The sequence below is a fragment of the Oceanobacillus damuensis genome, assembly GCF_001618145.1.
GTDB lineage: Bacteria > Bacillota > Bacilli > Bacillales > Amphibacillaceae > Oceanobacillus > Oceanobacillus damuensis.
This window is the reverse complement of record NZ_LQNF01000021.1, coordinates 40,489-66,570: the sequence shown is the minus strand read 5'-3', so window position 1 is coordinate 66,570 and position 26,082 is coordinate 40,489. Positions and strand designations below refer to the sequence as shown.

The window sequence follows — 26,082 nt, the reverse complement described above, 5'->3', positions numbered from 1 at the left end:
ATGAGCAGAAGCCGAAGCTGTTCCTAGAATTGACTTCCGTTATGATACTCGAGTTCAATCTGTTAATTAGGAAGACGACTGTAACTCTCATCTGTATAGATATGATTAAGTAACCAAATTAGTGTAACTGTATTAATCTGGCATACGTTTTTCAAGAACACAACACCCTAGCCCAATCATTGCCCAAGCTAGGTGAATATCATTAGGATATATAGAAAGGAGAGATGTTCTAATGGATAACAACAATCCAATGCATCATCAATTTCAAGGAACTTATCAACCTATGGATCACGATATAAAAGCAACCTGCCACAGGTATATGAACTACCATGTTATAGCACAAATGCGTGATGGATCACAATTTGATGGTATTATCGAAAGTATGGACGATGATGGCGTAACCATGTTAGTTCCTGAAGAGGTTGATGCAGTACAAGTAAGGCAGGTTAATGAAGAAGGGGTAGCCAGACAATTTGGCTTTGATTTTGATGGTTTTGATGATTTTGATGACTATGATGATTATGACTATTATGGTCGTCCTCGCAGAAGAAGGTTTCGTCGTTTCCGTCGCCAACGTTTCCCATTCCGTTTATTTAGAAGTTTATTCCCTTATCCATATTATTACCCTTATTACCCTTATTACCCTGGGTATTAATATGGTGGAGGACACCGGTGGTAGGTACTATAATAGTGATTAAAAGGCAGCTTTATGCTGTCTTTTAATATGGAATAGAGCAAATAATTGGAAATCCTAAACTCATTGATCAATTATGTTGATAATTTTGTATGTCTTACAAGATTATGTTGTACTTACTATGTTTATTTTTCATAACAAAAATAAAGCTATTATAAAGAGGATCACATATTGATGAAATAAAAAGGAGATCCCCTTTTTATAATAAACTGCTGCTTTAATTGAAAAAGGGTGCAATTCCCTCTTATAGAAACGCACAGAGACGCTTATGAAACAATCACTCGTCGTTACCTCATTAAATTTTATGGTCCACCAATTGCTAGTGCAATCAACAGAAAATAAGCAAATACTAACATTGCGCTATTAAGTATAATTCTTATTACAATGAACCACAGTTTTTTAGATGTTATAGCAAAAATAATTCCAAGTTCGGAAGCACGGTAAACACACTTATAGCCACAGTCAACTTGAATTAGGTCCTCTTGTTATAAAGAAAAGATGATGCTTATTACTACAGTTAATATTGATAAAACTCCCAATATATTTTTTGCTTTTTTCTTATTCAAGATGCAACCTCCCCCTAAAACAATAATCTTTTTCAACAATATGGCCCGATTGTGGAACAGTAAAATACTTAAGCTAACGCACCAGTTACTTCAATAAGAAAAGTGCAGTAATGGCGGCATTTTTCTGCTATACTTATAGATTTTCTTGGTTAACATTTAGTTCAATCAAATTACCATCTGGGTCGACACAGAAGATTTGTGCGAACCCACTTTTTCCGTTTGGTTTCTCCAGAATTTCAACTTCATTCTGTTTTAACCATTTAAGAGTGTCAAAATAGTTCTCGATTCTAAGGGCAAAGTGCCCCTCCCTACTGGATAAACTTTTATCCTTACGAATCGTCTGTGAAGAGGGATCTACTATCAAATGAAGTTGATGTCCCCCTATTTCATACCAAGCACCTGAAAAATCAAAATTCGGGCGTTGAATTTCTTTTAAACATAAAGTTTTACCATAGAACTCTTTTGCTCTTTCCAAATCAGTCACATTAAGACTAACGTGATGGAGACATTTATATATAATCAAAAACTTCACCTCTTTTCTTTCGCCATTTTTTTACCTTATTCGTTTTGTAACAGAGATGACCTTAAGCACCGCATCAGAATCTTGATTCGTTAATTAAATCAATTAGCAACTACTGCCAGCACTTCAATAAGAAAAGCAATCCTTATTATTGAAGCATAGCACCAGATAGTTTAAGTACAATCTTTCACAATCTATTTTAATATGCAAAGAAAGTATTAACTGTTCAAATTTTAACACTCAGACATGTCTTAATTAACATCTTACATTTAATTGTTTCACTGGGCTTTTTTATTAAATCTAGGTTTACTAAAAATGTTGTAAGAAACATGAATAATAAAGCGCATTAAAAGACCAACTGAGCAGAGTATCTATTTAAGATTTATTAACTGAAACAGTAAAACAATAACGATTGAGAAGCTTTCAATTAGGAAACAACCGAATAGAATGATTGAAACATATTATGACTGTATTATTTTGATTCAAGTGATAATAAAGTTAACTTGGTTGTTTAAGCCTAGAACTTCGATAATATAAACCGTATATTAAAATAGCTATCATTATAACAAAGAAAAAGCAATTAAAAATATTTCTATAAATAGTTTCTGGAGATAAACTATTTTGAAGGGTTAGTAGTAATCCAGAAATAGTGACTCCAAGCCCTCCACCGAAAAATTGGATTAATTGGGCGACTCCTATGCCTGAACCGACTTGTGTCATTGGCAGAATCCTCGTTATCTCATTAGAAATACTCGTTGAAAGTGATGTAAAACCAACACTCGCAAACATATATGCCACAAGTATAAAATAAGGACTGATGGTAGATAACAATGCGAATAGGATGGTCGCGCTTAATAAAAACAATTGCCCCGAAATAATTAATGGCATATTGCCAAAACGATCAATTACTCTTCCTATAAATTGTCCAGCAATCACTGCAATAATAGCTCCTGGAAAAATGATCATCCCTACCTCTATCGGTCCTTGTTGGAATGTAGTTGTAAGCATAATTGGCATTAAAAACAGATTTGCAAAATTTATAAAAAAAGTGATACAAACTATTAACAGTAGTTTTGTATACTGCCTATTTCTAAAGAGGATTGGCGGAATGAACGGCTCTTTTCTTTTATGAAGATATCTCCACCACACCACAAAAAGAACGACGGTTGCAGCAAAGATAATATAGGAAAATGTGGTCAGAAAAAGGAGTAGACCTGTAACACTAAGTCCCGTTAGAATTGCACCAAATAGATCGAAGTGACCTTTTTGAAGAACCTCTCTCGGCAACAACAAATGGAAGAATGGAATGGAAAGGACCGAAATGCTACTGATAACGAAAAGATAATTCCATCCTAAGTATTGCGTAATGATTCCCCCTATTAGAGGGCCTAACCCAAATGCCAAAGAAGCCGTAGAAGTAATAATTGCCATCGCTCTTGCACGCCTCGAAAGACGTAAACGCCCGGCGATGATTATTCCCAATCCCATAATCCCTCCACCACCAACAGCCTGAACAATTCGAGCTCCTAATAAGAGGAGAAAATGATTGGAAAAGAAGCCGATGATGGATGCGATTCCTAAAATACTGATTCCAAAAAACAAAAGTCTAGAGACGGGGATAAAGTCCGACAATCTGCTAAAAGCCAATGATGCAATGGCAAACATGATTGAATAACCGGAAACGAGCCACGACGCTGTTGATGAATTTAAGGAAAAGTCTATAATTATAGAGGGCAATGCAACATTAAACATCGTCGTGTTCATTACTACGAGCAAGATGGTAAAACTCAAAATTAAAATAATCTTATTCTCTTGAATGGGTACCATGCTTTCTAATTGGGGAGAAGTAGTTGACGTCATTTGATCCCGTCCTTATTTTTAAAGTAATTAGTCGTTATCGTATTCGGACGACAACGACTAATCAACCTGCCTCACACAGGCAGTGAGCTGATTCCATTCAAAATCTGTTTATAGTTTAACAAGCGTTCTTCCGCGTACTTTCCCTTCTAATATAGCAGCTAATACTCCGGGTAGTTCTTCTAATGAGATTTCATTAACCATCTCTTCATTTAAGGTTGTTGGTTTCAAATCATTCCCAAGACGATTCCAAACTTTTAAACGCTCATATCTTGGATATTGAACCGAGTCAACGCCAAGCCAATTTATACCTCGTGAAATATGAGGATAAACGGTTGTGGAAACTTCACTGCCACCTGTGAAACCACATGTAGCTACAGATCCACCATACTTCAATGTACTTAGAATGTATTGGAGAGTTTTCCCCCCTACAGGATCAATCGCTGCTGCCCATTTTTCTTCACGCACTGGCTGATTGTCGTTATCTACAATCTCATCTCGATGAATGATTTGTTTAGCGCCTAATCCTTTCAAATACTCTTCTTGGTCTTTTTTTCCTGTACTCGCCACAACTTCATAACCTTTTTTAGCTAAAATATTTACCGCAACGCTGCCTACTCCTCCTGTTGCACCAGCTACTAGAACAGGTCCTTGGCTAGGTTCTAATCCATTATCTTCTAGTCTTTGAACGGCTATTGCAGCAGTTAATCCTGCTGTTCCAAGAACCATGGATTCCTTTAAAGATAACCCTTTCGGAAGAGGAACAACCCACTCTGAAGGAACACGTGCGAGTTCACTATAGCCGCCAAAATGACCTGTTCCTAATTCGTAGCTCGTAACAATAACTTCATCACCTTTTGTAAATCGTTCGTCTTTTGAATCAATAACCGTTCCAGCTAAATCGATTCCTGGCACAACAGGATAGGAGGATACAAACTTATTTAGGATGGCTACTGCACCATCTTTAAAGTTTACGCTAGAATAGGCTACTTGAATGGTTACGTCGCCTTCTGGAAGGTCCTCCATACGTAATTGTTTGATTTCTAACTTGGTTTGATCATTTACTTTGTCTAGTACCATCGCTTTGAAATTATTCATTTTATCATACTTTCCTTTCTCTTTTATGATTGGAATTCCCTTTTAAAACCATACACGTACTCGTTGAATGCGCAACAAGACTCTTTTTTTCATCATAGATATGGCATTCCAGCAATCCAATTGTGCCGCCCTTTTTTATTATTTGCCCCTCAGCTCGCAGTTTCGATTCAAAAATAGGTTTAAGGAAATTCAACTTAAGTTCCACCGTCGTAAACAATTCGTCCTCAGCAAGTGTACTAATAAAAGATAATCCCATTGCAGCATCAGCTATATCACCCAGTATCCCGCCATGCAATGTGCCCATCGGATTATGCAATCTTTCAGAAGCTTCTATTTCAATAACGACTCTGCCTTCTTCAGCTTCTACCACCTTAAAGCCAAGTACCTGCGCAACAGGAGCACCAGGTATTTCACCCGTCATCATTTTCTTTATTCTTTCTAAGTGACTCATTATCCACAACTCCTAAATAATAAATTTTACTTTTAGGGTACTGCCAACAAGTCAGAAATTTTGTCCGTTAAGCGCGTTTCTATCTGTAAAGTAGAATTCCGGCACACTAATGAATCGACTTTTTGTGTTTGCTTGCTAAACTCTAGCCCTCTATTGTTGAATAAACTTTTAATTATTTTAATAGTGTAAGGAGACGCTTCTCTTATTTAAAGAAGCGTCTTTACTTAAATAATCCCTACTAGTTTTAATACCAAAATAAGTGCTTCTAGATTATTAAAGTAAATAAACCTGCAGTCTCCATGCAGTAATTGAAAAATTAAATTAAGCTTCTAGAAACGGGTAATCTATATAACCTTGTGCACCACCGGTATAAAGCCTATTTAAATCCGGTTCATTTAGGGGGGCATTTTTCTTTATACGCTCAATGAAATCTGGATTAGCTAGTGCCCAAATTCCTACTGTCGAAACATCTGCTATACCGCTGTCCACGTCCACAGTAAGTTGTTCAAGTGGACGTCCCGCTCTATTTACTACTAGGGGTTGTGTCCATAATTGACGTATTTCTTGTAATAAGGGTTCATTACCAAAGTGCATAATATGAAGATAAGCCAAATTAAGTTTGTTTAATTCCCCTATTAAATAACGATACATCTCAATATTTGTATCGCCTTCCTCAATGCCGTTCAATGTTCCTTGAGGAGAGAATCGAATCCCCGTTTTTTCTGGACCAATTTCATCAATGACTGCTTTAGTCACTTCAATTGCAAATCGAGCTCGGTTTTCAATGGTACCACCATAGGCATCTTGTCTGAGATTGGAGTTTTCACTAAGGAACTGTTGAATGAGATACCCATTCGCCCCGTGAATTTCGACTCCATCGGCTCCTGCTTCAATTGCTGCGGCTGCGGCAGTACGAAATTCTTGAATGACTTCTTTTATCTCATTTTGACCTAATTCCCTAGGCGTCGGAATATCTTTCTTCCCCTCAGCTGTATGCATTTCTATACCAGGTGCAATAGCAGAAGGTGCGACCGCTTGTCGGTGATGTGGTGTATTGTCAGGATGTGAAACACGCCCTACATGCATGAGCTGAATGAATATGCGTCCACCTTCATTGTGTACACGACTCGTTACTTTCTTCCAACCTTCTATGTGAGATGCCGTATAAATCCCAGGTGTATTGAAGTACCCTTGCCCATCATCTGAAGGTTGTGTACCTTCACTTATAATTAAACCAAATGAAGCACGTTGACTATAATATTCAGCCGCTAACTCACTTGGAGTACCATCAGGTAAAGCTCTATTTCTTGTCATTGGTGACATACCTAAGCGGTTTTTCAATGTAACGTCTCCAATACGAACCTCTTCAAATAATTTCTTCAATTTCATTCTCCTTTTTTGTTCTCATACACTTTAAGTATAAGATGGTTAGTAGTAATTGATTATCTATGACTAATTGTCCTCTTCATTACTCAGCATCAAGAAATCGATTTACATCGCCAGCGAATTGTTCTGGGTACTGGAATAGATGTCCGTGACCAGAGTCTGGATAAATAATGAGTTGGGCATTAGGTAAGTTTACAGTAAGAATGTAACTGTTTTTAGTCGCAACCATGATGTCTTCAACCCCATTGGTCACGAGTACTGGTTGCGTAATCTTCTGTAACCAGTCGTATTTCTGTTCAGGTTCCCGCTGAGCCCATTCGGATACTGCCTTGAATTGCGCCTCGGTCACTTGAGATGAGCTTTCCACTTTTTTCTGACCCAAGATTCGTTTTAATGAAGCTATACCAGCCGCTCGACTCGTTTCGGTAGGTCCGTAAAATAGGAACAAGAAATTCTCCCGAGCATCATTTCCACTAGATTCAGTCATCGCCTCATACACGCCTTCTCTACGCTCACTGACACCAGATCGTGGAGATGTACCCGCCAAGACGATGCGTCGTACCATATTTGGCTGTTGCAATGCTAATTCCTGTGCAACCATTCCTCCTATTGAAAAACCAAGAATATCGACTTTTTCTAAGCCAAGTGCTTTAATAAAAGACGCTGCATCCTTAGCCATCTCCGCTATAGTAGGCGGAGTTTCACCACTGGATTCACCAACACCAGCATTATCAAAGAGAATAATTGGTCGATTTTCAGCTAAAGCACCAATCATAATAGGATCCCAGTTTTCCATTGTTCCGCGGAAGTGAATGAAGAAAACTAGCGGAATTCCTGCTTCTTGGCCGAACTTTCTATAGGCAAATCGTACCCCTTCAGCTTCGATATAACTTGATTCAGTTGGAATTGTAAATGTTGACATTGTATAGTCTCCTTTCGAACTTATTGTTCGAGTATTTTTAAATTAGATTTTATCTGTCTGGCTGTGACTTACTGTACATGTGATGGCTACCTGATTTTCAATATAATTTTCCCTTTAGCTCTTCCTGATTCCGAATATTCTATTGCTTTTTGCGCATCTTCAAAGGAAAATACTCTATCGATTACAGGTTCGATTTTTCCAGATTCAATAAAGTCTGCAATGATACGTAATTGTTCGCCACTCGGCTTCATAAACAAATACCTATATTGAACATTTTGCTTTTTTTCAAGTGTAGTAAGTTTTTTACTTACTACGGAGAGCAACATCGTTTTTAAAAATCCTAATCCCCTTTCTTTAGCAAAGCGAGCATTTGGTAATCCTGAAATGGATATAACTTTTCCTCCGTCTTTAAGAACAGTGAAGGATTTTTCGAGCGTCTTGCCTCCAAGCGTATCAAATGTTGCATCATAACTTTCCAGTATATCTTCAAATTTATCTGTTTTGTAATTAATGATTTCATCTGCACCGAGGGACCTGACTAATTCCCTACTTGCTTCACTAGCAGTCGTTGCAACAGTGGCACCCATTAATTTTGCTAGTTGAATAGCAATAGTTCCGACACCACCAGCACCAGCGTGAATCAATATCTTTTGCCCTTTTTGCAATTGAAGTATTTCATGTAAAGCTTGATATGAAGTTAACCCTACCAATGGTATCGATGCCGCTTCTTCAAAGCTTAAATTTTCAGGTTTTAAGGCTATGTCATCTTCATGAACAGAAATGTATTCAGCAAAAGTTCCGATTTTACTCTCACGCGGACGGCCATATACTTCATCTCCGACTCTAAAGCCAGTCACTTTTTTACCAACTTTTGTAACAATACCAGAAAAGTCATTCCCAAGAACCAGCGGCATTTTATAATTAATTAACAATTTCACCTCCCCATTGCGTATCCTAAAATCAAGCGGATTAATACTAGCTGCATGAATTTCTGTGAGTACCTCATATTCATCAATTTCAGGTAGGGGCACTTCTGCCAAGCGTAATGGGACTTTTCCATACTTATCAATTACCATCGCTTTCACTATCTTCACCTCCAAATAACATGTATTCAAAAGATGCTTTGTTGTTAAATAAGCATTCTTTCGTGTCCAATCCCTTGTAAAGGAAATAATTTACTCTACAAGCATACGTCCAATTTTAATTGAAATAATTTGAGAATGAACATTCTTAATAAGGGTAAAAAAAGAAAGCTTAATCCAAGACAGACAGTGTCATATCGATAATGCTTTCCAACTTTTCTTTATCATCGCTTGTTTTCGCTAGTACTCGCAATCCCACTAAGGAATTATGCATAAATTGGGAGAGCTTTTCCGCATCATGATGATGGGAGATTTCTCCTAATGTTTGACCTCGTAGCAATAGCTCGTTCAATAGTCTCTCGGTCTTTGAGAAACTATCCACAACTTTCTCTGCTATTTCTTCGTCATGCAGGAACAATTCAACTGCTGTATTTACTGTTAAACAACCAATAGGTTTTTTTTCATTTTTATAAATTGCAATCTCAAATAGTCGCCTGATCGCCTGTTTAACCGAATCCAGTGACTTTACTTGCGAATCTATCTTGGTCCCTATTACCTCATCATAGCGATCCAAAGCTCTCATAAATAATGTGTGCTTATCGCCAAATGTATCGTATATGCTTCTGCGATGGATGCCCATATGCGTGACTAAATCTTGTATAGAGGTTTTTTCATAGCCTTGTTCCCAAAAGAGTACCATAGCTTTTTGTAATACTTCATTTTCATCATATTCTTTGATTCTTGCCATCCAATCCCCCTCCTTTCGAACAAACTATAGCAGCTCTTTAGTACCTCGTTTAAAAAGGCTTTAAGTACTTAGATGCTCGTTTCGAGAACGGTCATTCTCATTTCTCCAAAAAAAAATATTGCTTATCTATTACCTTATATACTCTACGATATCATTTAGAGAACGATCAATCAATAAATAACTCCAGAAATTAGTATGACATTTCTCTATGCTTTAGAACTATCGGATAGTGATTTTTCTCATTTTATATTTTAACAAAGAGGAAAATCACTAATTGAAATAAAAGTTGCCATCTTACACTATTCTGCCCCTTTAATAAATTCAATAGGAAAGGGTGTTTTTCCTTCTTCAAGTATTGCACCAGATAGCGTAATAAGAAGTTAGATGTATTGTAAATGCTGTTCACCATGAAAGAATTTCAATATAAAATCCCTAGCAGGAACATTTAGCTTTTCATATGACAGCAAGAAATCCTTGTTATCATAAGGAACTTCAATAAAAGAAACGTCGATTTGACCCTTTTTGCCAATATACAGTTTTACATACGATGCATAAGGTTTGTGGTTACATCCTAATGAACTCGGATTAAGATAGAGTCTCTCCTTAGACTTAAAATGATGAACAATATGATGGTGTCCAAAACAGATAACATCTGCATTAGAGGTTTTATAAAATTCATCAAGTTTATCGATAGTTGGTTGATTATCAATTGATAAAAATTTACCTTTTTTCTCTATATGATAATGCACGAATAAAAAGTTTTTACCGTTTATTATTTTTTCTTGTTTCATTGCAATACTTGATAATTTAGGAATAAATTTCTCATCTAATTTGGATGCAATCCATCTATGGTGTTCCCTTTCCTCACCAACACTGTTCGGTTCTTTTCCATCAATTATGCTTAATACTTCCTCATCATGATTTCCCTTAACAAAAGATATATCTGTGCGGGAAAACAACATTTCAAGAACTTCATTTGTTTCATGTCCGATACCTACTAAATCACCAAGACAATAAATGTGTTCTATTTGCTTATCTCTATCAATATTATCCAAAACTGCTTTTAACGCAGCACTATTCCCGTGAATATCGGCAATAACTGCAATATTAGTCCCCATTCTAATCACATCCATCTCCCAAAAGTTACCTGTTCTTCTTAAACTCTACTGCCCCTTATATTATAAATTCAACAAAAAAAGTGCTAATCCTTCTTTTAGGATTGCACCAGTTAGTTGAACAAAAAACAATTTATTTCATAGCCAAAATTGTGAATTCCCAAGGTATATTTTCATTATTCCATCCACGATGTTCGTCAAAGCTATTTAATGTAAAGCCTGTTTTTAGAACGGAATTGATTATTTCACTTAATGTATAATGCCTTATATATACATCAGGGAATTTTTGTTGTTCTGACTTCTCGAAATACTGTTTATAAGCTAATTCTCCATTATGCAATTCATTATCAAAATAATTAGGAGTATATTTGAAGTCAGAGCCTATACACCTTTTTATTGGATGATAGTCACTTAAAATCATTTTCCCACCACTTTTAAGAATTGAAAAAAGAATAGCCATAAATTTATCAATATCATTAAAGTAGTGTAATATTCCTCCTTCTAAATAAAGAATATCAAAGGAATTTTTATATTTTTCCAAATCAATATCGTAAATATCTCCTACTATATAATCAATTGACGTATTAGCACAATGAGCTAATTCTAAAGCGTATTTTTTATTTTCCTCTGATATATCAAAAACCGTTACTTCCGCACCTAATAAAGACAAGGGAACAGCTCTTCTTCCATTTGAACCACATAAATTTGCAACTTTCTTTCCTTCAATTTTGTCAAAATACTGTTGGTGTTTTTTTAAACTTGCTTTGGGATTTTCTAATATTTCTTTTGCCTTATCCATCGGAGATCCATCTCTTTTATTCCAAAACTCATATGCCCGATACTCCCAAGCATTTTTATTTTTGATACTTTGTTCATTCATTTCCTACGACCTCCCGTATCATTTAAGGTAGATTATCTTCAACAATATGAGGTAATTTCTTCTTAAACAATCCTGCCCCTTTAACACAACAAGCGACTGTCCTTATTTAACAATTGCACCAGTTACTTTAATTAAGGTAATTCATTACCTTCTTTATCAAAATACTCAAATTCGAGTTCTCCCAACAACTCAGAGTCAACACCGTGAAATAAAAAAGCATTCATATATTCATTTTCTATTTCTATCATTGCAGCCTCATGAGTTCCCATTTTAACGTTAGCTACTTCTTTTCTGGCAAAACCAACAATATGTTCATCCATACCTGAAGCCATTCCCTCATTATTTTTATCAACACTTCCCACACCTATTACTTCATCCACTCGCCAACCATATTTATTCTTATTTATTATTCCTGCTGCTAAATAGTCTTTCGGAGCATCAAATTGTGAGTAATAGAAGACATATGCAACTTCTTCGTATATTTTTGTATCCACGTTTTCTAAAACATCGAGGTATTCATGTTCATAATTTTTTAATGCTTCTTCTGGCGTAGAATATGAATTGCTCTTTTTACTATTCTCTATATAAATGAAAGTGGATACCACCATCAATACAATAAATGCAATACCAAATATTATTTTTTTCATTGTCTCCCCCTTTATAGTTTATAACGATTCTTTTACTAAAAAAAAGTTTCACACCTTCTTAAACAAACCTACCAGATAGCTCAACAGCCTTTTATTTAACATTAACATAATATTCCTAACATTATTAGCAGAAGAAAAGACAATCAAATTTCAATTGTCTTATTCAACTCTTGCACCAATTAGTTTATGACCTCACTTCTAAAACCATTCGTACTGTTTTAAGGATATGACCATCAAAATCATCGTCAAATTCTTGAACTATTTTAAAACCTTTAGCTTCATAAAAAGTTTTTCCTATTTTATTTTCCTTTTCTACGTTTATATAAATCTCTCTTACACCTTCTAAGATTTTAATCCCTTCTTGTAACAAAGCGGTACCTATTCCCTTTCCTTGATGTTCAGGATAAATATATATTGCACCTAATTCTACTTCACATTCATTTTTAACTGGGGAGTAATTAGCGAAACCAACAAGGCTATTTTCCACTTCTGCAACAAGTAATAATGAACTATTTAAACGTTTTTCCATCATTTCATCACTATATGCTGCGTTTAAAAAGTTTTCTTGTATCTCAGAAGGTATAATCCCCTCATAAGTCGTATTCCAGCTCTTTTGTGCTACATCTTGAACTTTTTTCGTATCCTCTTTTGTCATTTTTCGAATTAAGAAACTCACTTGTATCAACCTCCATTTAATTTTGTATTGTTACAACACAATCAACTTTTAACCGGTTATGAACCATTATTCATTAAATCCCTCCCTAAAAAACAAAAAAACCTCATCTCAATTAAGAGACGAGGTTTCCCCGTGGTACCACTCTAATAAACCTGTTCTGCTGGTCTACTCATTATTGATAACGGGGTTTTCCCCGACGAACCCTACTGATTTCAAGTGCGTTTCTTAGAGGTGCGTTTCGTTACAAAAGGATATTTTAGGCTTTCACCATCCCTAAATCGCTTTGATCTCCTTATATAACTACTCTCCTCGTCATCGAACCTAACCTTTATATAATTCCGATTATATCTAATTAGCAAAATCTTGTAAACAATTATTATTATATTTTTTTCTTCTTCAACTATACTGCCAGTTAGTGTAAGTACATTTCTTCACAATCTCATATTTAAGTTTAAAATAATACATCTGAAGATTCAGTAATATCTTCTTAAGTTTAATTGATTTTTAGAATGCTAAAAGCTCTGCTAAAATGCAGAGCTTTTCTCATATAATTTGTAAGTTAATTTGATTATTTAATTAATGTTTTGCACCTCAAAACGGAACCCTTTATTGTCATGATCATGCTTTTACATCATCCAAATGCTGAATTTGGTACAAATCATAATAATGTCCTTGCTTATCCATCAACTCATTATGGGACCCCATCTCAACAATCTGACCATTTTCAATAACGACGATTCGATCGGCATGTGTAATGGTTGCAAGTCGATGGGCAACAATGAATGTTGTCCGTTCGGATGCCAATCGTTCCATCGTCTCCTGGATCAAATGTTCACTTTCCAGATCGAGGGCAGATGTCGCTTCATCAAAAATCAGGATTGGCGGATTCTTCAGAAAGACACGTGCAATCGCTACACGCTGTTTTTGTCCGCCTGACAATTTGACACCCCGTTCTCCGACAAGGGTATCATAACCATATGGTAATGATTCAATAAATTCGTGTGCGCTGGCTGCTTTAGCGGCAGCAATAACTTCCTCATCTGTCGCGTCAGGTTTCCCCATACGGATGTTCATTGCAATCGATTCGCTGAAAAGTATGTTATCCTGAAGAACCATTCCAATGTTGTCGCGTAATGATCTTGCCTTCATATCACGAATATCAATGCCGTCAACTTTAATGGCACCGTCCGTAACATCATAGAACCTAGGTATTAAGCTGATCAAGGTTGATTTACCTCCACCACTCATACCTACAAACGCTATCGTTTCTCCTTTTTCAACATCCAGGTTAATACCTTCAAGCACGGGAAGCTCTTCTTCGTCATATCGGAACGAAACATTGTCTAGCTTGACTGAGCCTTTGACTCTTCCAGGTTCAATAGCGTTATCCTTATCGACAATATCATACTTTTCATTCATAAATTCGAATACACGGTCAATCGACGCAATTGCCTGTACAAGCGTTGTTGATGAATTAATGAGTCTTCGCAATGGACTGTATACTCTTTCCATGTACCCGACAAAAGCTACCATCGTTCCCAATGTGACGTTGCCCATTATTACTTGGTAGCCGGCAAAAGCAATAACAAGGAGCGGAGCCAGGTCTGTAATTGTGTTTGTCACCGCAAATGTCTTTGCATTCCAGTCGGTATGGTTTAATGCTTTATCAAGGAAGTTCGTGTTACGAGATTGGAATTGTCCTTGTTCATATTCTTCCAATGCAAAACTTCTGGTAACAGGTACACCCTGCACACGTTCGTGAAGGTGGCCTTGCACTTCAGCCAGTGCCTGCGAACGTTCCCTTGTCAATTGGCGCAGCTTGCCGAAAAAGTATTTGATTGCAAATCCAAATAACGGGAAAAGGATAATGGAAACAATAGTCAAGCTTACATCCATTGTCAACATAATTCCTATAGCAATAAGAATTGTTATAAGATCAAGCCAAATGTTCATCAACCCAGTAATCACGAAGTTTTTCGTTTGTTCGACATCATTTATTACCCGGGAAATAATTTCGCCGGTTTTTGTCTTAGAATAGTATTTCAAACTCAGTTTCTGTATATGATCAAACAGCCTATCCCTGATATCATAAAGGATTTTGTTACCAACCCACTGGGCTAAATATTGTCGAATATATTCAATTGGCGGACGCAATATGAGAAATACCGCAAAAGAAATGCCCATAATCCAAAACAGGTTCGTGATTTTATCTGTATCACTTAAATTATCTGCTCCGATTACATCATCGATTACATACTTTAGAATTAAAGGCATCAATAGCGGTATACCAAATTTTATAATTCCTACGATAATCGTCCAGAATATTTTCCACTTATATGGTTTTACAAATTTCATGTATTGCTTGACACTGCTCATATAATTAATCTTCCTCTGTTTTTTTATGTCTGAAAATGACCATTTATTCATGTGTTTCTAGGAGCTGGGCCTCGATGTTTATGTGTAAGAATCAGTGCTGCCAAAATTTATTCTTTCTTACTTATTTGAAAAAAATCCCTGTTACACAAATGACCTGGCAACAAGGACATACTATAATGATAAATCGAATAATCAGTCTCAGCGATAAGTCAGATAGCGTTCATACCAGCTGTCAACAAAATCCGGGGCAAATGGTCCCTTTCGTTGTCTCACCCATCGCAGCAGATATTCCATATTATTATGAAGAATTCTATCGAGAACAATTGGATAGTTCATCATTTTTTTGTGTTCATCATATTCATCTTCATCAAGCAGATCATATGTCATATCCGGATATACTTTAACATCCAAATCATAATCGATATATTTCAATGCTTCTTCATCGTATACAAAAGGGGAACTTATATTGCAATAATAGTGGATTCCCTCATCCCGAAGCATTCCGATAATGTTAAACCAGTACTTTGCATGAAAATAGCAGATTGCCGGTTCCCTTGTGATCCAGGTTCGTCCATCACTCTCCGTTACTTGAGTTCTATCGTTAGCTCCGATAACAACTGTCTCCGTCCCCTTTAGAACCACACTGTTCTCCCATATCCGATGCAGCTGTCCATTATGTTTGTAGCTCTGTATTTGCATTTTAGAACCTGCCCTCGGAGCAACCATCTTATCTTCCTTTCCCCTTACATTTTATTCCGTATTAATTATCCATCAATTATAAAGGTATCAGACCTAAATATAAAGCATAATGCCCCGATGATATACAGAAAAGGTTTCTAAGAACCAGAAAATCGATGTAAGCAAAAAGAGTTTCCTTCAATTGGCTAGAAGGAAACTCTTTTTTATCACTCAGGATATCAATTTTGTTACTTTTTGTTTGATTGAGACTTTTGGTTTTGCTTTCTAACTTCTTGAGCATTTGTCTCAGAAGCAAATTCTGTACCAAACTGACCTTGTCCTTGAGCAGCTTGTTTGTTTTGCTTTTTAACTTCTTGAGCGTTTGTCTCAGAAGCAAATTCTGTACCAAACTGACCTTGTCCTTGGGCTGCTTGTTGGTTTTGTTGTTTAACATGCTGAACGTTAGTACCTGCAGTTGTTTGATTTGGTTTTTTAGCCATCAATATCACCTCCGCAATAATTAATTTCTCCATTACGCAAGAACTTATCCAATGTATTTTTTACTTCTTTGGTAAGCAAATTATGCCAACGCATAAAACGGAGAAAACAGGAAAACTTATACGTGTAAGATCAGTTCATTTTTGGAGGACTTTACTATGAACACACCAAGGGATTTCACAGAACTGTCCATGCTTAGCAAGACGAAATGGCAAGATAGCGAATTACAATATTTTCAACATGCTCTTTCACAAATTTTACCTTATATAAATTCAGAAGGATTGACGATTTTACATGAAATTAACAGAGAAATGTATACACGTGCGGAAAATAACCAAGACTCCCTCTATCAGTAGGGAGTCTTGGTTATTTTTTCCCTGAAATCATTTATTACGCTTCGCCTTCCAGGTATTTATGCATTTTTTGATGGGAAACAGGGAAAGGATATCTGGCAATGTCCTTTTGATCAACAAAAGTGAGTCTGTGATCTTCTGCTTTCGTTTGCTCTGTTTTCGCTTCGTATATTTCCAATCTCCAGATAAGATGAGAAAATACATGCTTCAACTTCCCTTTTTGAGGACCAAGCTGCACTCGTAAACCATATTCACTGTAAAACCAATTTTCAAGATGTTCCATCCCAATCTCATGGACAGGACCCATCGGGAATTGCCATAAATTCGCCAGCAAACCATTTTCCGGTCTTTTTTCTATGACATATTCGCCCAGATCATTTTTTATTAGTAAGACAGCATAGGGTATCGTTTTTTGTTTTTTCGCCTTCGCTTTAACAGGCAAATCCTCCTGTATTCCTTCGAAGTATGCCTGACAATGTTCCTGTAGTGGGCAGAATATACAGGCTGGTGACTTTGGTGTACAGATTGTCGCCCCCAAATCCATAATCGCCTGATTGAAGGAGGACGGGTCTTCTTCAGAAATCAGTTGGCGTACATACTCCTCAAATAGTTTCTTTGTTCGTTGCTGAGCTATGTCCTCTTCTATCTTCAGCAGCCTCGAAAACACACGCATCACATTTCCATCTACTGCCGGCTCAGGCTGGTTATAGGCAATGGATAAAATAGCCCCTTTTGTATATGGGCCAATTCCTTTTAATCCCCCAAGCTCTTTCGGTGTTGAAGGTACTTTTCCGCCATATTCCGAAACAACTTCCTTTACAGCGTTTTGCAGGTTTCTGGCACGGGAATAGTAACCTAAACCTTCCCATGTCTTAAGGACATCCTGTTGATCTGCAGCCGCAAGATCGTATACAGTTGGATATTTCTCGATAAAACGATTAAAATAGGGAATAACTGTATCTACCTTTGTCTGCTGCAGCATAATTTCCGAAACCCATATTTTATATGGATCCCTTTCTTTTCGCCATGGAAGGTCACGTTTCGTTTTTTCATACCAGTTCAGAAGATCATCCTGGAATTGTGAAATGTTGAGATTCTTTAATATATTATCTGTCATAATTGCACTTCCTTCATGCTACAATACATTTATAAAGCTCTTATAAAATTAAAGTTTCCTTAAGGAGGACCATATTATATGGACACTGGCACTCATATCGTAATGGGTATCTCGTTAGGTGGGCTTGCCACTATAGACCCTGCAGTGCATAGCGATCCAGCACTATTCAACGCTGTGTTGGTCGGGACAGTGGTTGGTTCACATGCCCCCGATTTCGATACAGTATTTAAACTTAAAAACAATGCAACTTATATACGTCACCATCGTGGAGCATCCCATTCCCTGCCTGCAATCGTTCTATGGGGATTGCTTGTATCCGGGGTTATTTATATGTTCGTCCCAGAGGTAAGCTATTTGCATCTCTGGTTATGGACCTCCCTGGCAGTTATTATCCATGTCTTTGTTGACCTGTTTAATGCATATGGCACACAGGCTTTCAGGCCATTTTCCGATAAATGGATTGCAAAGGGGATAATCAACACCTTTGACCCTTATATCTTTTTCCTCCATCTGGCTGGAATTTCAGCCTGGGCTCTCGGAGCAAATCCAGGTCACACGTGGCTGGCGATATACGCGGTCATCGTATTATATTATATTAAAAGGTATATGGATAAAAGGGAAATCGTCAAGAAAATTAAAGATTATTATCCTGATACCGTCGAAATCGCAACTTCTCCAACAATTAAGCAAAACTACTGGCGGGTTGCAATCACGACAAAAGATAAATTCTATGTTGGCACTGTGGAAAACCGGCATATTGAAATTGTGGATGAATTCTGGAAGGTTCCATTACCCGACACTCCAATAATCGAGGTAGCCAAAACAGATAAAAATATACAAGCGTTTTTAAACTTTTCACCTGTTTACCGCTGGGAAATTAATTACTTTGACTCGCTAACCGAAGTTCGCTTTATCGACCTGCGCTATCGGTCAAAAACGTATTATCCATTTGTGGCGGTTGTCCAAATCGATGAAAACAAAGAGATTATCAGTTCCTATACTGGCTGGATTTTTTCCGAGCACAAATTGAAAAGCAAATTATATGTTGGTGACCCGACAACATAGAAAAACAGCAGGCTGCCTGCTGTTTTTCTATTTCTTCACTTTTTTGCCAAGCAAAGAAATTGGGAGTGCTTCCTCTTCTTCATACAGTTCATCAAGGAGATTAATTCGGTGTCCCCATGCAAAAACACCATTTATATAATTAATTTTGAACGTAAATCCCGGCTCCATTTTTAACTGATATATTTCATCAGCCGCAAAGTCATCAGGATTCAATGTATATGCTAAAGCAACCTGCATTTTTCGCTCGTTAACCTGAACTTCTGAAATATTTCCTAACTGTTCAGCCTTCTGAGCCTTTTCTTTTAATTGGCCAATTTCTCTATGTAACTGTTCAATCGAATAATCACTATACCGATAATTCATGTTGTCCACCCCTTCCCCATCTACCATTTTAACAATTGTTTCATAACAATGGAAACAGTTTTTACTTCTCAGCTTTCTCATCCAAAAAGGTATGGATCATATCAAATGAAAACCCTTTTCGATATAGTCCTTCTGTCACCTTTTGTCTCAGAGCATATCCATCATGCTTTGCTTCATGCTTTCTCAATAGTTTTTCTCCCTGATAGACAAGTGCTTCCCATTCACCATCCTGATCCTTTTCTTCCTCGATTCCCGCAAAAGCCTCCTTAATTGCTTCCTGACTGAATCCTTTTTGCAATAGATTTGTCTGCAGCTGCTGTACCTGCTTTCGGAATGACTCGTTCTTCCTGGAATTTATTTTCTTTCCAATTAGCTTTATTATTTTTTCATATTGCTTCTCAAACGGGTAATGCTCAAGTGCAGATTCAGCTATTTGAGCAGACACGCCTTTATCAATCAATTCCTTCTTAATCAATTTCGGCCCCTTTGATGAATTGTTCATTCGGGTACGGACAAACATAATCGCAAATTGCTCGTCATCAATCAGTTTTTCGTCTGTCAGCTTCTTTATGATTTGGTCGATATGCTCAGCATCGACTTCTTTTTTCACCAAATAATCCATGATTTCTTTTTTTGTGCGCATTCGATAGCTTAAAAAGTTAATTGCTTGGGTATATGATTTATGTAATGTATCCTTGTTAACAAGTGTGGCAATCATTGAATCGTCCAGCTCAAGTCCTTTACGAAGCCGATATTCAATTAATATTGCTTCATCCACACTAAAACCATATTCCTCGTCATTTGCAGTACTCAAGAAGATATTGAACCGATTCTTATGTTTTACTTGGGTCGTGATCCGGGTTATCTTTCTCAATGCTTCTCACCCCTTTCACTTATAATAACAGAATGGGCATGACAGCGACCAGTAAGGAGCACAGCTGCGAAGAGCGGGTTAAGAGAAGATGGCTTGGTTGTATTTTTGCAGGTTGGTAAGTCTGTACTTTCCTAATACCTTAAAAATTTTCCTGTATACTACGGTAAGAAACAAATTGATGTATATACTATTAAATGCATGCAGATTTTTTGCTGGGAGGGTTAAAATTGAATTTTCTTATAAGTGGTGGTTCCGGTTTTATTGGCAAGAATCTTTCCGAATCCTTACATGAAAAAGGACATCATACCTATATACTTACAAGATCTCCGGATAATAAATCGAACACATCGAATACAACATACATAGACTATAATTATCCAGCCGATAAACTTCCCATCATAGAAGGCGTCATCAATTTAGCTGGTGAATCTCTTTTCGGCTACTGGTCTTCCAAGAAAAAAGAAAAGATTATGGACAGCAGATTGGAAGCTACAAATCACCTCATTGAACTAATGGGGAACTTGAAAACAAAACCAAACGTTTTTATCAGCGGATCAGCTGTAGGATATTACGGAACATCTGAGGATTTAATTTTCACAGAAGCTACAATCGATCCCGGAAAAGACTTCCTTGCAGATGTAACTGTAAAATGGGAAGAAGCTGCCCGACAGGCAGAAGCTATGGATATCCGGACTGTTTATGCCCGTTTCGGTCTCGTATTAGGTAAAGAAGGTTCACTTCCTTTAATGAGCCTTCCAGTTAAAATGTACACAGGCGGAAAAATCGGCAATGGTGAACAATGGATGTCCTGGATCCATATAAACGATGTTGTCCATCTGATGGAATACTGTCTATCTAAGCCAGAAATTGAAGGACCGGTTAATTTTACGTCACCCAAACCAACACGGAACAAAGATTTCATGAAATCATTGTCTGAAAACTTGAAACGGCCGTACTGGTTCCGAACCCCCTCTGTCTTAATCCACGCAATAATTGGAGAGATGGGACAACTAATTACCAAAGGACAATACGTCTTGCCAAAAAAGGCATTGGATAATGGCTTCGAGTTCATGTATCCAGAATTAAAAGATGCTTTGACAGAGCTTGCTGAATCTTAGAAAACAGGCATTCTTTAAAGCCTGTGGGTCAATGCCTTCACTGCACTTAAACGTTCAAAAATATATAAATAAATTTACAAAAAAACAGTTCCATTTTCAATAAAAAGATTGTAAAATAAAAATACCAAAACACGAAAGAGATGAATGGAACGTATTACTTTACAGCACAGAATTAAATAGGGAAGGCAAATGGTGCGCCACCAGTTTTATCTGGTTCTAGTGGGTTCGATTCCCACCCCGAATTTTTGTTGAACGCTAAAATAAAAATTCGAGGGTGGGTCACTCGCTGGATTTCCTTATGGAAAATCCGTGTTTTTACCCGCCTGGAATGAGGAGGGTATTTTTTATGCTTAAATTGCGTGATTTACATGAGGTACCGTTGCTATTTGAATTGATGGCCCATCCAGAGGTATTTCCCTATGTTAGACATAAAGCAGAAACAAGCGATGAATTCTACTTCATTACTAAAAAGACAATCGAGGCCGAAGAAAACGGTGAGTTGATCTCCCGCACTATTTTAGATGAATACCATCATCCAATTGGCACAATCAATCTATTTGACATCGATCAAAATTACGGATTTTTGGCTACGTGGATTGGCAAGCCATACTTTGGCAAAGGTTATAATCAGCGTGCCAAAGAGCAATTCTTCGATATATTATTTTTTAACTGCAATATCGAGGGGATTTTTATGAAGGTGAGAAGAACAAATAAGCGCTCACTCAAAGCTGTTTTGAAATTGCATTATGTAGCTTTAGGTAATGAAATATTTCCCGAAGTATTTGCAAAAATTAATCCAGATGAAGATATTTATGATCTTTTTGTAATTACAAAAGAGCATTATATGTCTTATCAACAATTCAGATTCAGTGAAACTGATGATACAGGTGAAGAAGTTTCCTGATTTATAGATAATTTCTATGCATAAACCACATTACGATTGGGCATTCTAGTCATTAAAGTGAGGGATCCTGATGGCTAAAATGAAACCTGGTCAATCTGAAAAGTTTCTTTCTAAAACACAGGAAGTTCTTTATCAGAAAGAGTTTAAAAATGCAGACCGTGTCTACAATCAGATCACACAAAAGGGAAACCGAAGCTAATTGCTTTGGTTTTCTTTTTGATGAAATAAGAAAGTATCAATTTTGGCAGCAATTAAGTCTTATACATAAACAGCCACGGCCAGCTCCAGCGCCTACCCCCTCGAGGTCTTAAGTAAAAACTACCTATGGCAAAGAACGCCACTGGTATTTCTACTTGGGCCCACAGGACGTGGGTCAGTTCGGCGTTGCCAGAGGATGTGGTGCAAGTAGCCGAACTTCCTTTTTGTCGGGGGTGATCAAGGCGCTTACGCTTTTGCTCGATGTTTTATCCACAGAAAATTCACCTGCTGTTAATAAGCATTCTAAGCGTCGATCAAACAATCCCACTTATCAACAAATAAATGTGTATAAAGTTGATTTTAATTGTGGGTTTTGTGGATATTATCTGAATAACGGTGGTTTAACTGCTGATTAACTGGGGATAAATATGTGTATAAAAAACAGAGAATTAAAATGTAATCTCTGTTTTCTCTTATTGCTTATAATCTGGTATATCAGTAATAATTGGGCTGGCATTTGCAATCCCATTTTTGTTTGGAGCATAACAACAAATAGTAGTAATTTTGATGCAAGAGCTTTTGGAATCGATCAATTGAGCCATCAGCTGTAACTATTATTCTCTCGATTATCCTGTTGATTTATCTTTAGCTCGCAAACTAAAAAGACAGGACGAATACTTATTGCGAGCACCCGTCCTGTCTTTGATTATTTTACTTTTACAGTTGTAATTTTCCTTAAAAACAGGAATGAAATACAATAGATGATGATACCTCCAGCAAGCATTTGAGTGAAAAACATCATATCGATTGATGAATACAGTTCGATAATATAGTCCATCACCCATCCTTGGGCTATTCCGACAAGTAATAAAACAGCAGATAAACCGACAACAGAACCTCCACCCACTAATCCGTACTTATAAAATAACAGGCCGACAATAAACATAACCGCAAACATAAAAAACATAATGGCTGTATCGATGATTACTCTATTCAGCCATGTATCCTCCAATAATTGAGCAGGATGCATAAACTCAAATGGATGAATGCCTGCACGATTTGTAAATGCCAACGTCAAAGAATGTATTGAATTAGCTATAACAGCCTTGACAATTGCCAATCCAAGAAAAAATAATCCAATACTAATAAAAAGATTTTTTCTGACAGCACCCATTTTCAGTGAAAAAGGGATGCTTTCTCTAACAGTTAGAAATCCTAAAATGGCACAATAGATATAAATGGGGAATGAGAAGCCAAAGTAGTATGCACCGTTCTCCACATTTAGCAGAAAATAGGATATTGTCAATGAAACTACCAAAATACTAAGCAAAATAAGCCAGAAGATCCTCAATGAATACAAAATATCAGTTACAAAGAAATAAAGTAGCCCTTTTAATTGTCTTCCCATCGGTCAAGCCCCCTTCTTTCCCTCCGTTAAATAAATCATCAGTTCCTGGATTGGAACACCTTCCACATTTAGTCCGTGCATTTTAGCTTCTTCTTTTGTTCCATACACATAGGCAGTCACCGTACCTGCAAACTGTTTTTTCTGTAAGACTTCTTTTCCTTTAAGAAACAGCTCAACCTTGTCTTCTTTTCCGGAGACGGCTATCGTATTTTCCCGTAATACCTCCGAATCCTCCTGCAGGACAAGGGAACCTTCCTGTAATATCAAGACCTCTTCAAATAGTAAACTAACTTCGTCGATAAGATGTGTGGAAAAAATAATGGTACGTTTCTCTACCTGATACTCCTCGAGCATCATTTCATAGAATTTTTTCCTTGAGGGTGCATCAAGGCCGATATATGGTTCATCAAAAATGGTAATTGGAGCTTTACTTGCCAAGCCTACAGTAATACCGAGTGCCGATTCCATCCCCTTGGATAGCGTTTTGATTTTTGAATTTAGATTCAAGTTATATTCTTTAATTAATGAATCCGCAAGCTCCTGATCCCAATTTGGATAGAAGAACGAATAGATTTTCAGCACATTTTTTACTTTCAAGTCTTTTTTGAAATTATATCCTTCTTTAATGAGACAAATAGATTCCGTTAACTGCTGATTATCAAATGGATTTTTTCCATTTATTAAGATTTCGCCTTTGCTCGCCAGTATTTGGCCGGATAAAATATCCATAAAGGTTGTTTTTCCCGCCCCATTTCTTCCCAGCAATCCATAAATTTTAGGTTCATCCAATGTAAATGAAACATTATCTAGAGCGAAATTATCGTGATATTTTTTGGACAGATTTTTAACTTCAATTTTCATTTGTATCATCCTCCCTTTTAACCATCTCAATCAATTCGCTTTCCTTAATACGCAGTTTTTTCGCTTCATTCTTTAAAGGAAACATATAATTCTCATAAAAAATCTCCTTTCGCTTTTCAATCAAAATGTCCTTGGCGTCTTCGGTTACAAACATTCCAACACCTCTTCTTTTAAAGACAATCTCTTCTGCTACAAGTTCATTGATTCCCTTTGCAGCTGTAGCCGGGTTAATTTTGTAATAAGCGGCAAATTCATTTGTTGATGGAACCCGTTCTCCAGGCTTTATGCTCCCATCGATGATTGAGTCTTCTATCTGCTCTTTTATTTGAAGGAATATTGGTTTGTTTTCATCTAATGAATTTTTCATGATTGCTTCCTTCCTTGATTGGTTAATTACTTATGTAATTAACCATATAACCATTCCGTTTTTTTGTCAACCTTTTTCAGAAAAAAAAGATTAACACTTGGAAGTGAAAATCTCTTTTTAGTCAGCAATTTTAATCACCCAATTGCTTCAATTAATTTTTTGATCGGGTTCTTTTGTGGGATAACTACATAATCAGTACCATCTGTATTGATGACAACATTACCAAGTGCTGCAGTCGAGTAAATCATCGCATCCACCTCGTAAAGGTTCTCAATAACACGATTCACCGGATGGCCATAATCATTTTCTTTACTGTACGTAATAATGGCCACTTCAGGGTCTACCTCCTGTAAAAAACGCAATGATGAGCTTGTTTTTGAGCCATGATGTGCCACCTTTATTATTTCCGCCTGTACTTCATACTCCTCAAGAAAAGATTTCTCCTGTTCCTTTTCAACATCGCTCATCAATAAAAAATCAACTTCTCCATATGTCAGCTTTAATACAATGGAGGATTTATTGTTGTTTTTATATCTTTCATACGCGTTCCAAACCTCGATATGGATCATTGGGTCTATTTCAATGGGAACATTTTTCTCTGCAAATTGTACAGGGACATTTTTCTTCCGGATCTGATTGATATAGTTGGCAAAGGTTTTGGTCGGATGCAGTCTTCCGGTATCCAGAATTTCAACAACTTCAATGGACTCAAGTACTTCTGGCAGCCCTCCGATATGGTCAATATCCGGATGTGTTGCGACTAAGAGATCCAGCTTTTCAATTCCGAGTTCTTCGAGATAGGATAGAATTTTCTTACCGGAACCAGGTGGTCCACCATCGATAAGGATAGATCTATTTTGAGGAGTTTGAATGAGGATACTATCTCCCTGCCCGACATCTATAAAATGAACTTGCATTTCAGGTAAGGGATCGTTATTGCCTTGAACAGGATACGTAAAAATTAAAAAATTAGTAACCATAATAAATCCAATTAATTTTTTCATTAAAAACATCCTTCACTTCGACTATTTATCGATAGTTTCTCACCGAAGTTTCATTTTAATTAGGAGTTCTTCATGTTTTGATAATAAAAAAACATAAAATTTTCCGTTTTGAGATGCATATGGAATTAACTGACATAGTAAAAGACGTATGAATTGGTATACGTCTTTTTTGTTGCTATATCAATGCTTAGTGGTTAAATCAGTAAATTTCAAATTTCCCTTTTGCGCTAAAAATCGTGTAGATTTTAAAAATCCT

At 36.8% G+C, this 26,082-nt stretch carries 28 protein-coding genes and 1 other annotated feature; of the genes, 6 read left to right on the top strand and 22 right to left on the bottom strand.

Features of this window, described 5'->3' with window-relative positions; translation table 11 throughout:
• The first annotated feature begins 232 nt into the window (after window positions 1-232).
• Window positions 233-655 carry a hypothetical protein gene (locus tag A4245_RS13460; protein ID WP_067728776.1) on the top strand — a complete coding sequence of 141 codons (423 nt, stop codon included), beginning with the start codon at window positions 233-235 and terminating at the stop codon, window positions 653-655.
• A gap of 738 nt (window positions 656-1,393) precedes the next feature.
• Here the strand turns inward: A4245_RS13460 and A4245_RS13455 are convergent.
• The 15 genes from A4245_RS13455 to A4245_RS13385 form a co-directional block, all read right to left on the bottom strand.
• Window positions 1,394-1,783, bottom strand: a complete 390-nt coding sequence (locus A4245_RS13455) for a VOC family protein (protein ID WP_067728774.1) — start codon at window positions 1,781-1,783, stop codon at window positions 1,394-1,396.
• 495 nt (window positions 1,784-2,278) lie between these two features.
• A complete protein-coding gene (locus tag A4245_RS13450; protein ID WP_067728773.1) occupies window positions 2,279-3,640 on the bottom strand; it encodes an MFS transporter in 1,362 nt (453 codons plus the stop codon).
• Between the two features lie 108 nt (window positions 3,641-3,748).
• The gene (locus tag A4245_RS13445) at window positions 3,749-4,735 is read right to left on the bottom strand and encodes an acrylyl-CoA reductase family protein (protein ID WP_067728771.1); all 987 of its coding nucleotides are present in this window, start codon (window positions 4,733-4,735) and stop codon (window positions 3,749-3,751) included.
• A 4-nt stretch (window positions 4,736-4,739) separates the two neighbouring features.
• Window positions 4,740-5,186, bottom strand: coding sequence for a PaaI family thioesterase (locus tag A4245_RS13440; protein WP_067728770.1), 447 nt, complete (start codon window positions 5,184-5,186; stop codon window positions 4,740-4,742).
• A gap of 321 nt (window positions 5,187-5,507) precedes the next feature.
• Window positions 5,508-6,569, bottom strand: coding sequence for an alkene reductase (locus A4245_RS13435; RefSeq protein ID WP_067728768.1), 1,062 nt, complete (start codon window positions 6,567-6,569; stop codon window positions 5,508-5,510).
• An 85-nt stretch (window positions 6,570-6,654) separates the two neighbouring features.
• A complete protein-coding gene (locus A4245_RS13430) occupies window positions 6,655-7,494 on the bottom strand; it encodes an alpha/beta fold hydrolase (RefSeq protein WP_067728766.1) in 840 nt (279 codons plus the stop codon).
• 86 nt (window positions 7,495-7,580) lie between these two features.
• On the bottom strand, window positions 7,581-8,579 hold the full coding sequence (locus A4245_RS13425; RefSeq protein ID WP_067728764.1) for an NADP-dependent oxidoreductase: 999 nt from the start codon (window positions 8,577-8,579) through the stop codon (window positions 7,581-7,583).
• Between the two features lie 169 nt (window positions 8,580-8,748).
• Complete coding sequence (locus A4245_RS13420) at window positions 8,749-9,324, bottom strand: TetR/AcrR family transcriptional regulator (protein WP_067728762.1); 576 nt, start codon at window positions 9,322-9,324, stop codon at window positions 8,749-8,751.
• 380 nt (window positions 9,325-9,704) lie between these two features.
• Window positions 9,705-10,442, bottom strand: a complete 738-nt coding sequence (locus A4245_RS13415) for a metallophosphoesterase family protein (protein ID WP_157087723.1) — start codon at window positions 10,440-10,442, stop codon at window positions 9,705-9,707.
• A gap of 130 nt (window positions 10,443-10,572) precedes the next feature.
• On the bottom strand, window positions 10,573-11,319 hold the full coding sequence (locus A4245_RS13410; protein ID WP_067728758.1) for a class I SAM-dependent methyltransferase: 747 nt from the start codon (window positions 11,317-11,319) through the stop codon (window positions 10,573-10,575).
• Between the two features lie 131 nt (window positions 11,320-11,450).
• Window positions 11,451-11,966, bottom strand: coding sequence for a hypothetical protein (locus A4245_RS13405; protein ID WP_067728756.1), 516 nt, complete (start codon window positions 11,964-11,966; stop codon window positions 11,451-11,453).
• Between the two features lie 184 nt (window positions 11,967-12,150).
• Window positions 12,151-12,642: a GNAT family N-acetyltransferase gene (locus tag A4245_RS13400; protein WP_199860687.1), complete on the bottom strand. Its 492-nt coding sequence runs from the start codon at window positions 12,640-12,642 to the stop codon at window positions 12,151-12,153.
• 112 nt (window positions 12,643-12,754) lie between these two features.
• Window positions 12,755-12,967 (bottom strand) — a binding site (T-box leader).
• A gap of 293 nt (window positions 12,968-13,260) precedes the next feature.
• Window positions 13,261-15,018, bottom strand: coding sequence for an ABC transporter ATP-binding protein (locus A4245_RS13395; RefSeq protein WP_067728754.1), 1,758 nt, complete (start codon window positions 15,016-15,018; stop codon window positions 13,261-13,263).
• A gap of 198 nt (window positions 15,019-15,216) precedes the next feature.
• Entirely contained in the window at window positions 15,217-15,744 is a 528-nt protein-coding gene (ntdP, locus tag A4245_RS13390; protein WP_067728752.1) for a nucleoside tri-diphosphate phosphatase, read from the bottom strand.
• Window positions 15,745-15,944: 200 nt separating this feature from the next.
• Window positions 15,945-16,196, bottom strand: a complete 252-nt coding sequence (locus A4245_RS13385) for a gamma-type small acid-soluble spore protein (RefSeq protein ID WP_067728750.1) — start codon at window positions 16,194-16,196, stop codon at window positions 15,945-15,947.
• Window positions 16,197-16,352: 156 nt separating this feature from the next.
• Here A4245_RS13385 and A4245_RS13380 point away from each other — a divergent pair, with 156 nt between their 5' ends.
• A complete protein-coding gene (locus tag A4245_RS13380) occupies window positions 16,353-16,550 on the top strand; it encodes a hypothetical protein (RefSeq protein ID WP_067728748.1) in 198 nt (65 codons plus the stop codon).
• Window positions 16,551-16,584: 34 nt separating this feature from the next.
• Here the strand turns inward: A4245_RS13380 and mutY are convergent, their stop codons facing one another.
• Window positions 16,585-17,664 carry an A/G-specific adenine glycosylase gene (mutY, locus tag A4245_RS13375; protein WP_067728747.1) on the bottom strand — a complete coding sequence of 360 codons (1,080 nt, stop codon included), beginning with the start codon at window positions 17,662-17,664 and terminating at the stop codon, window positions 16,585-16,587.
• 78 nt (window positions 17,665-17,742) lie between these two features.
• Between mutY and A4245_RS13370 the strand changes: the two genes are divergently transcribed.
• Window positions 17,743-18,729, top strand: coding sequence for a metal-dependent hydrolase (locus A4245_RS13370; protein ID WP_067728745.1), 987 nt, complete (start codon window positions 17,743-17,745; stop codon window positions 18,727-18,729).
• A gap of 27 nt (window positions 18,730-18,756) precedes the next feature.
• On the opposite strand, the gene A4245_RS13365 is transcribed toward A4245_RS13370, so the two are convergent.
• The gene (locus A4245_RS13365; protein WP_067728743.1) at window positions 18,757-19,092 is read right to left on the bottom strand and encodes a YfhH family protein; all 336 of its coding nucleotides are present in this window, start codon (window positions 19,090-19,092) and stop codon (window positions 18,757-18,759) included.
• Window positions 19,093-19,153: 61 nt separating this feature from the next.
• Complete coding sequence (recX, locus tag A4245_RS13360) at window positions 19,154-19,966, bottom strand: recombination regulator RecX (RefSeq protein ID WP_067728741.1); 813 nt, start codon at window positions 19,964-19,966, stop codon at window positions 19,154-19,156.
• A 227-nt stretch (window positions 19,967-20,193) separates the two neighbouring features.
• Here recX and A4245_RS13355 point away from each other — a divergent pair, with 227 nt between their 5' ends.
• From A4245_RS13355 to A4245_RS20155, 3 genes are all read left to right on the top strand, one after another.
• Window positions 20,194-21,084 (top strand): TIGR01777 family oxidoreductase, encoded by an 891-nt coding sequence (locus tag A4245_RS13355; protein WP_067728739.1) that lies wholly within the window; start codon window positions 20,194-20,196, stop codon window positions 21,082-21,084.
• A 346-nt stretch (window positions 21,085-21,430) separates the two neighbouring features.
• Complete coding sequence (locus A4245_RS13350; RefSeq protein WP_067728737.1) at window positions 21,431-21,988, top strand: GNAT family N-acetyltransferase; 558 nt, start codon at window positions 21,431-21,433, stop codon at window positions 21,986-21,988.
• Window positions 21,989-22,058: 70 nt separating this feature from the next.
• A complete protein-coding gene (locus A4245_RS20155; RefSeq protein WP_157087722.1) occupies window positions 22,059-22,187 on the top strand; it encodes a YfhE family protein in 129 nt (42 codons plus the stop codon).
• A 705-nt stretch (window positions 22,188-22,892) separates the two neighbouring features.
• On the opposite strand, the gene A4245_RS13345 is transcribed toward A4245_RS20155, so the two are convergent.
• The 4 genes from A4245_RS13345 to A4245_RS13330 form a co-directional block, all read right to left on the bottom strand.
• Complete coding sequence (locus tag A4245_RS13345; protein ID WP_067728735.1) at window positions 22,893-23,594, bottom strand: hypothetical protein; 702 nt, start codon at window positions 23,592-23,594, stop codon at window positions 22,893-22,895.
• A 3-nt stretch (window positions 23,595-23,597) separates the two neighbouring features.
• The gene (locus tag A4245_RS13340; RefSeq protein WP_067728733.1) at window positions 23,598-24,455 is read right to left on the bottom strand and encodes an ABC transporter ATP-binding protein; all 858 of its coding nucleotides are present in this window, start codon (window positions 24,453-24,455) and stop codon (window positions 23,598-23,600) included.
• Window positions 24,445-24,822, bottom strand: a complete 378-nt coding sequence (locus A4245_RS13335) for a GntR family transcriptional regulator (RefSeq protein ID WP_067728731.1) — start codon at window positions 24,820-24,822, stop codon at window positions 24,445-24,447. The genes A4245_RS13340 and A4245_RS13335 overlap by 11 nt, the downstream gene beginning before the upstream one ends.
• A 134-nt stretch (window positions 24,823-24,956) precedes the next feature.
• The gene (locus tag A4245_RS13330) at window positions 24,957-25,826 is read right to left on the bottom strand and encodes a ComEC/Rec2 family competence protein (protein ID WP_067728730.1); all 870 of its coding nucleotides are present in this window, start codon (window positions 25,824-25,826) and stop codon (window positions 24,957-24,959) included.
• Window positions 25,827-26,082: the final 256 nt, after the last annotated feature.

Coding starts and splice junctions, on each gene's coding strand:
- A4245_RS13460 (WP_067728776.1), top strand. CDS start 233: ATGGATAACAACAATCCAATGCATCATCAATTTCAAGGAACTTATCAA.
- A4245_RS13450 (WP_067728773.1), bottom strand. CDS start 3,640: ATGACGTCAACTACTTCTCCCCAATTAGAAAGCATGGTACCCATTCAA.
- A4245_RS13445 (WP_067728771.1), bottom strand. CDS start 4,735: ATGAATAATTTCAAAGCGATGGTACTAGACAAAGTAAATGATCAAACC.
- A4245_RS13440 (WP_067728770.1), bottom strand. CDS start 5,186: ATGAGTCACTTAGAAAGAATAAAGAAAATGATGACGGGTGAAATACCT.
- A4245_RS13430 (WP_067728766.1), bottom strand. CDS start 7,494: ATGTCAACATTTACAATTCCAACTGAATCAAGTTATATCGAAGCTGAA.
- A4245_RS13420 (WP_067728762.1), bottom strand. CDS start 9,324: ATGGCAAGAATCAAAGAATATGATGAAAATGAAGTATTACAAAAAGCT.
- A4245_RS13415 (WP_157087723.1), bottom strand. CDS start 10,442: ATGGGGACTAATATTGCAGTTATTGCCGATATTCACGGGAATAGTGCT.
- A4245_RS13410 (WP_067728758.1), bottom strand. CDS start 11,319: ATGAATGAACAAAGTATCAAAAATAAAAATGCTTGGGAGTATCGGGCA.
- A4245_RS13405 (WP_067728756.1), bottom strand. CDS start 11,966: ATGAAAAAAATAATATTTGGTATTGCATTTATTGTATTGATGGTGGTA.
- A4245_RS13395 (WP_067728754.1), bottom strand. CDS start 15,018: ATGAGCAGTGTCAAGCAATACATGAAATTTGTAAAACCATATAAGTGG.
- ntdP (WP_067728752.1), bottom strand. CDS start 15,744: ATGGTTGCTCCGAGGGCAGGTTCTAAAATGCAAATACAGAGCTACAAA.
- A4245_RS13385 (WP_067728750.1), bottom strand. CDS start 16,196: ATGGCTAAAAAACCAAATCAAACAACTGCAGGTACTAACGTTCAGCAT.
- A4245_RS13380 (WP_067728748.1), top strand. CDS start 16,353: ATGAACACACCAAGGGATTTCACAGAACTGTCCATGCTTAGCAAGACG.
- mutY (WP_067728747.1), bottom strand. CDS start 17,664: ATGACAGATAATATATTAAAGAATCTCAACATTTCACAATTCCAGGAT.
- A4245_RS13370 (WP_067728745.1), top strand. CDS start 17,743: ATGGACACTGGCACTCATATCGTAATGGGTATCTCGTTAGGTGGGCTT.
- A4245_RS13365 (WP_067728743.1), bottom strand. CDS start 19,092: ATGAATTATCGGTATAGTGATTATTCGATTGAACAGTTACATAGAGAA.
- A4245_RS13350 (WP_067728737.1), top strand. CDS start 21,431: ATGCTTAAATTGCGTGATTTACATGAGGTACCGTTGCTATTTGAATTG.
- A4245_RS20155 (WP_157087722.1), top strand. CDS start 22,059: ATGGCTAAAATGAAACCTGGTCAATCTGAAAAGTTTCTTTCTAAAACA.
- A4245_RS13345 (WP_067728735.1), bottom strand. CDS start 23,594: ATGGGAAGACAATTAAAAGGGCTACTTTATTTCTTTGTAACTGATATT.
- A4245_RS13340 (WP_067728733.1), bottom strand. CDS start 24,455: ATGAAAATTGAAGTTAAAAATCTGTCCAAAAAATATCACGATAATTTC.
- A4245_RS13335 (WP_067728731.1), bottom strand. CDS start 24,822: ATGAAAAATTCATTAGATGAAAACAAACCAATATTCCTTCAAATAAAA.
- A4245_RS13330 (WP_067728730.1), bottom strand. CDS start 25,826: ATGAAAAAATTAATTGGATTTATTATGGTTACTAATTTTTTAATTTTT.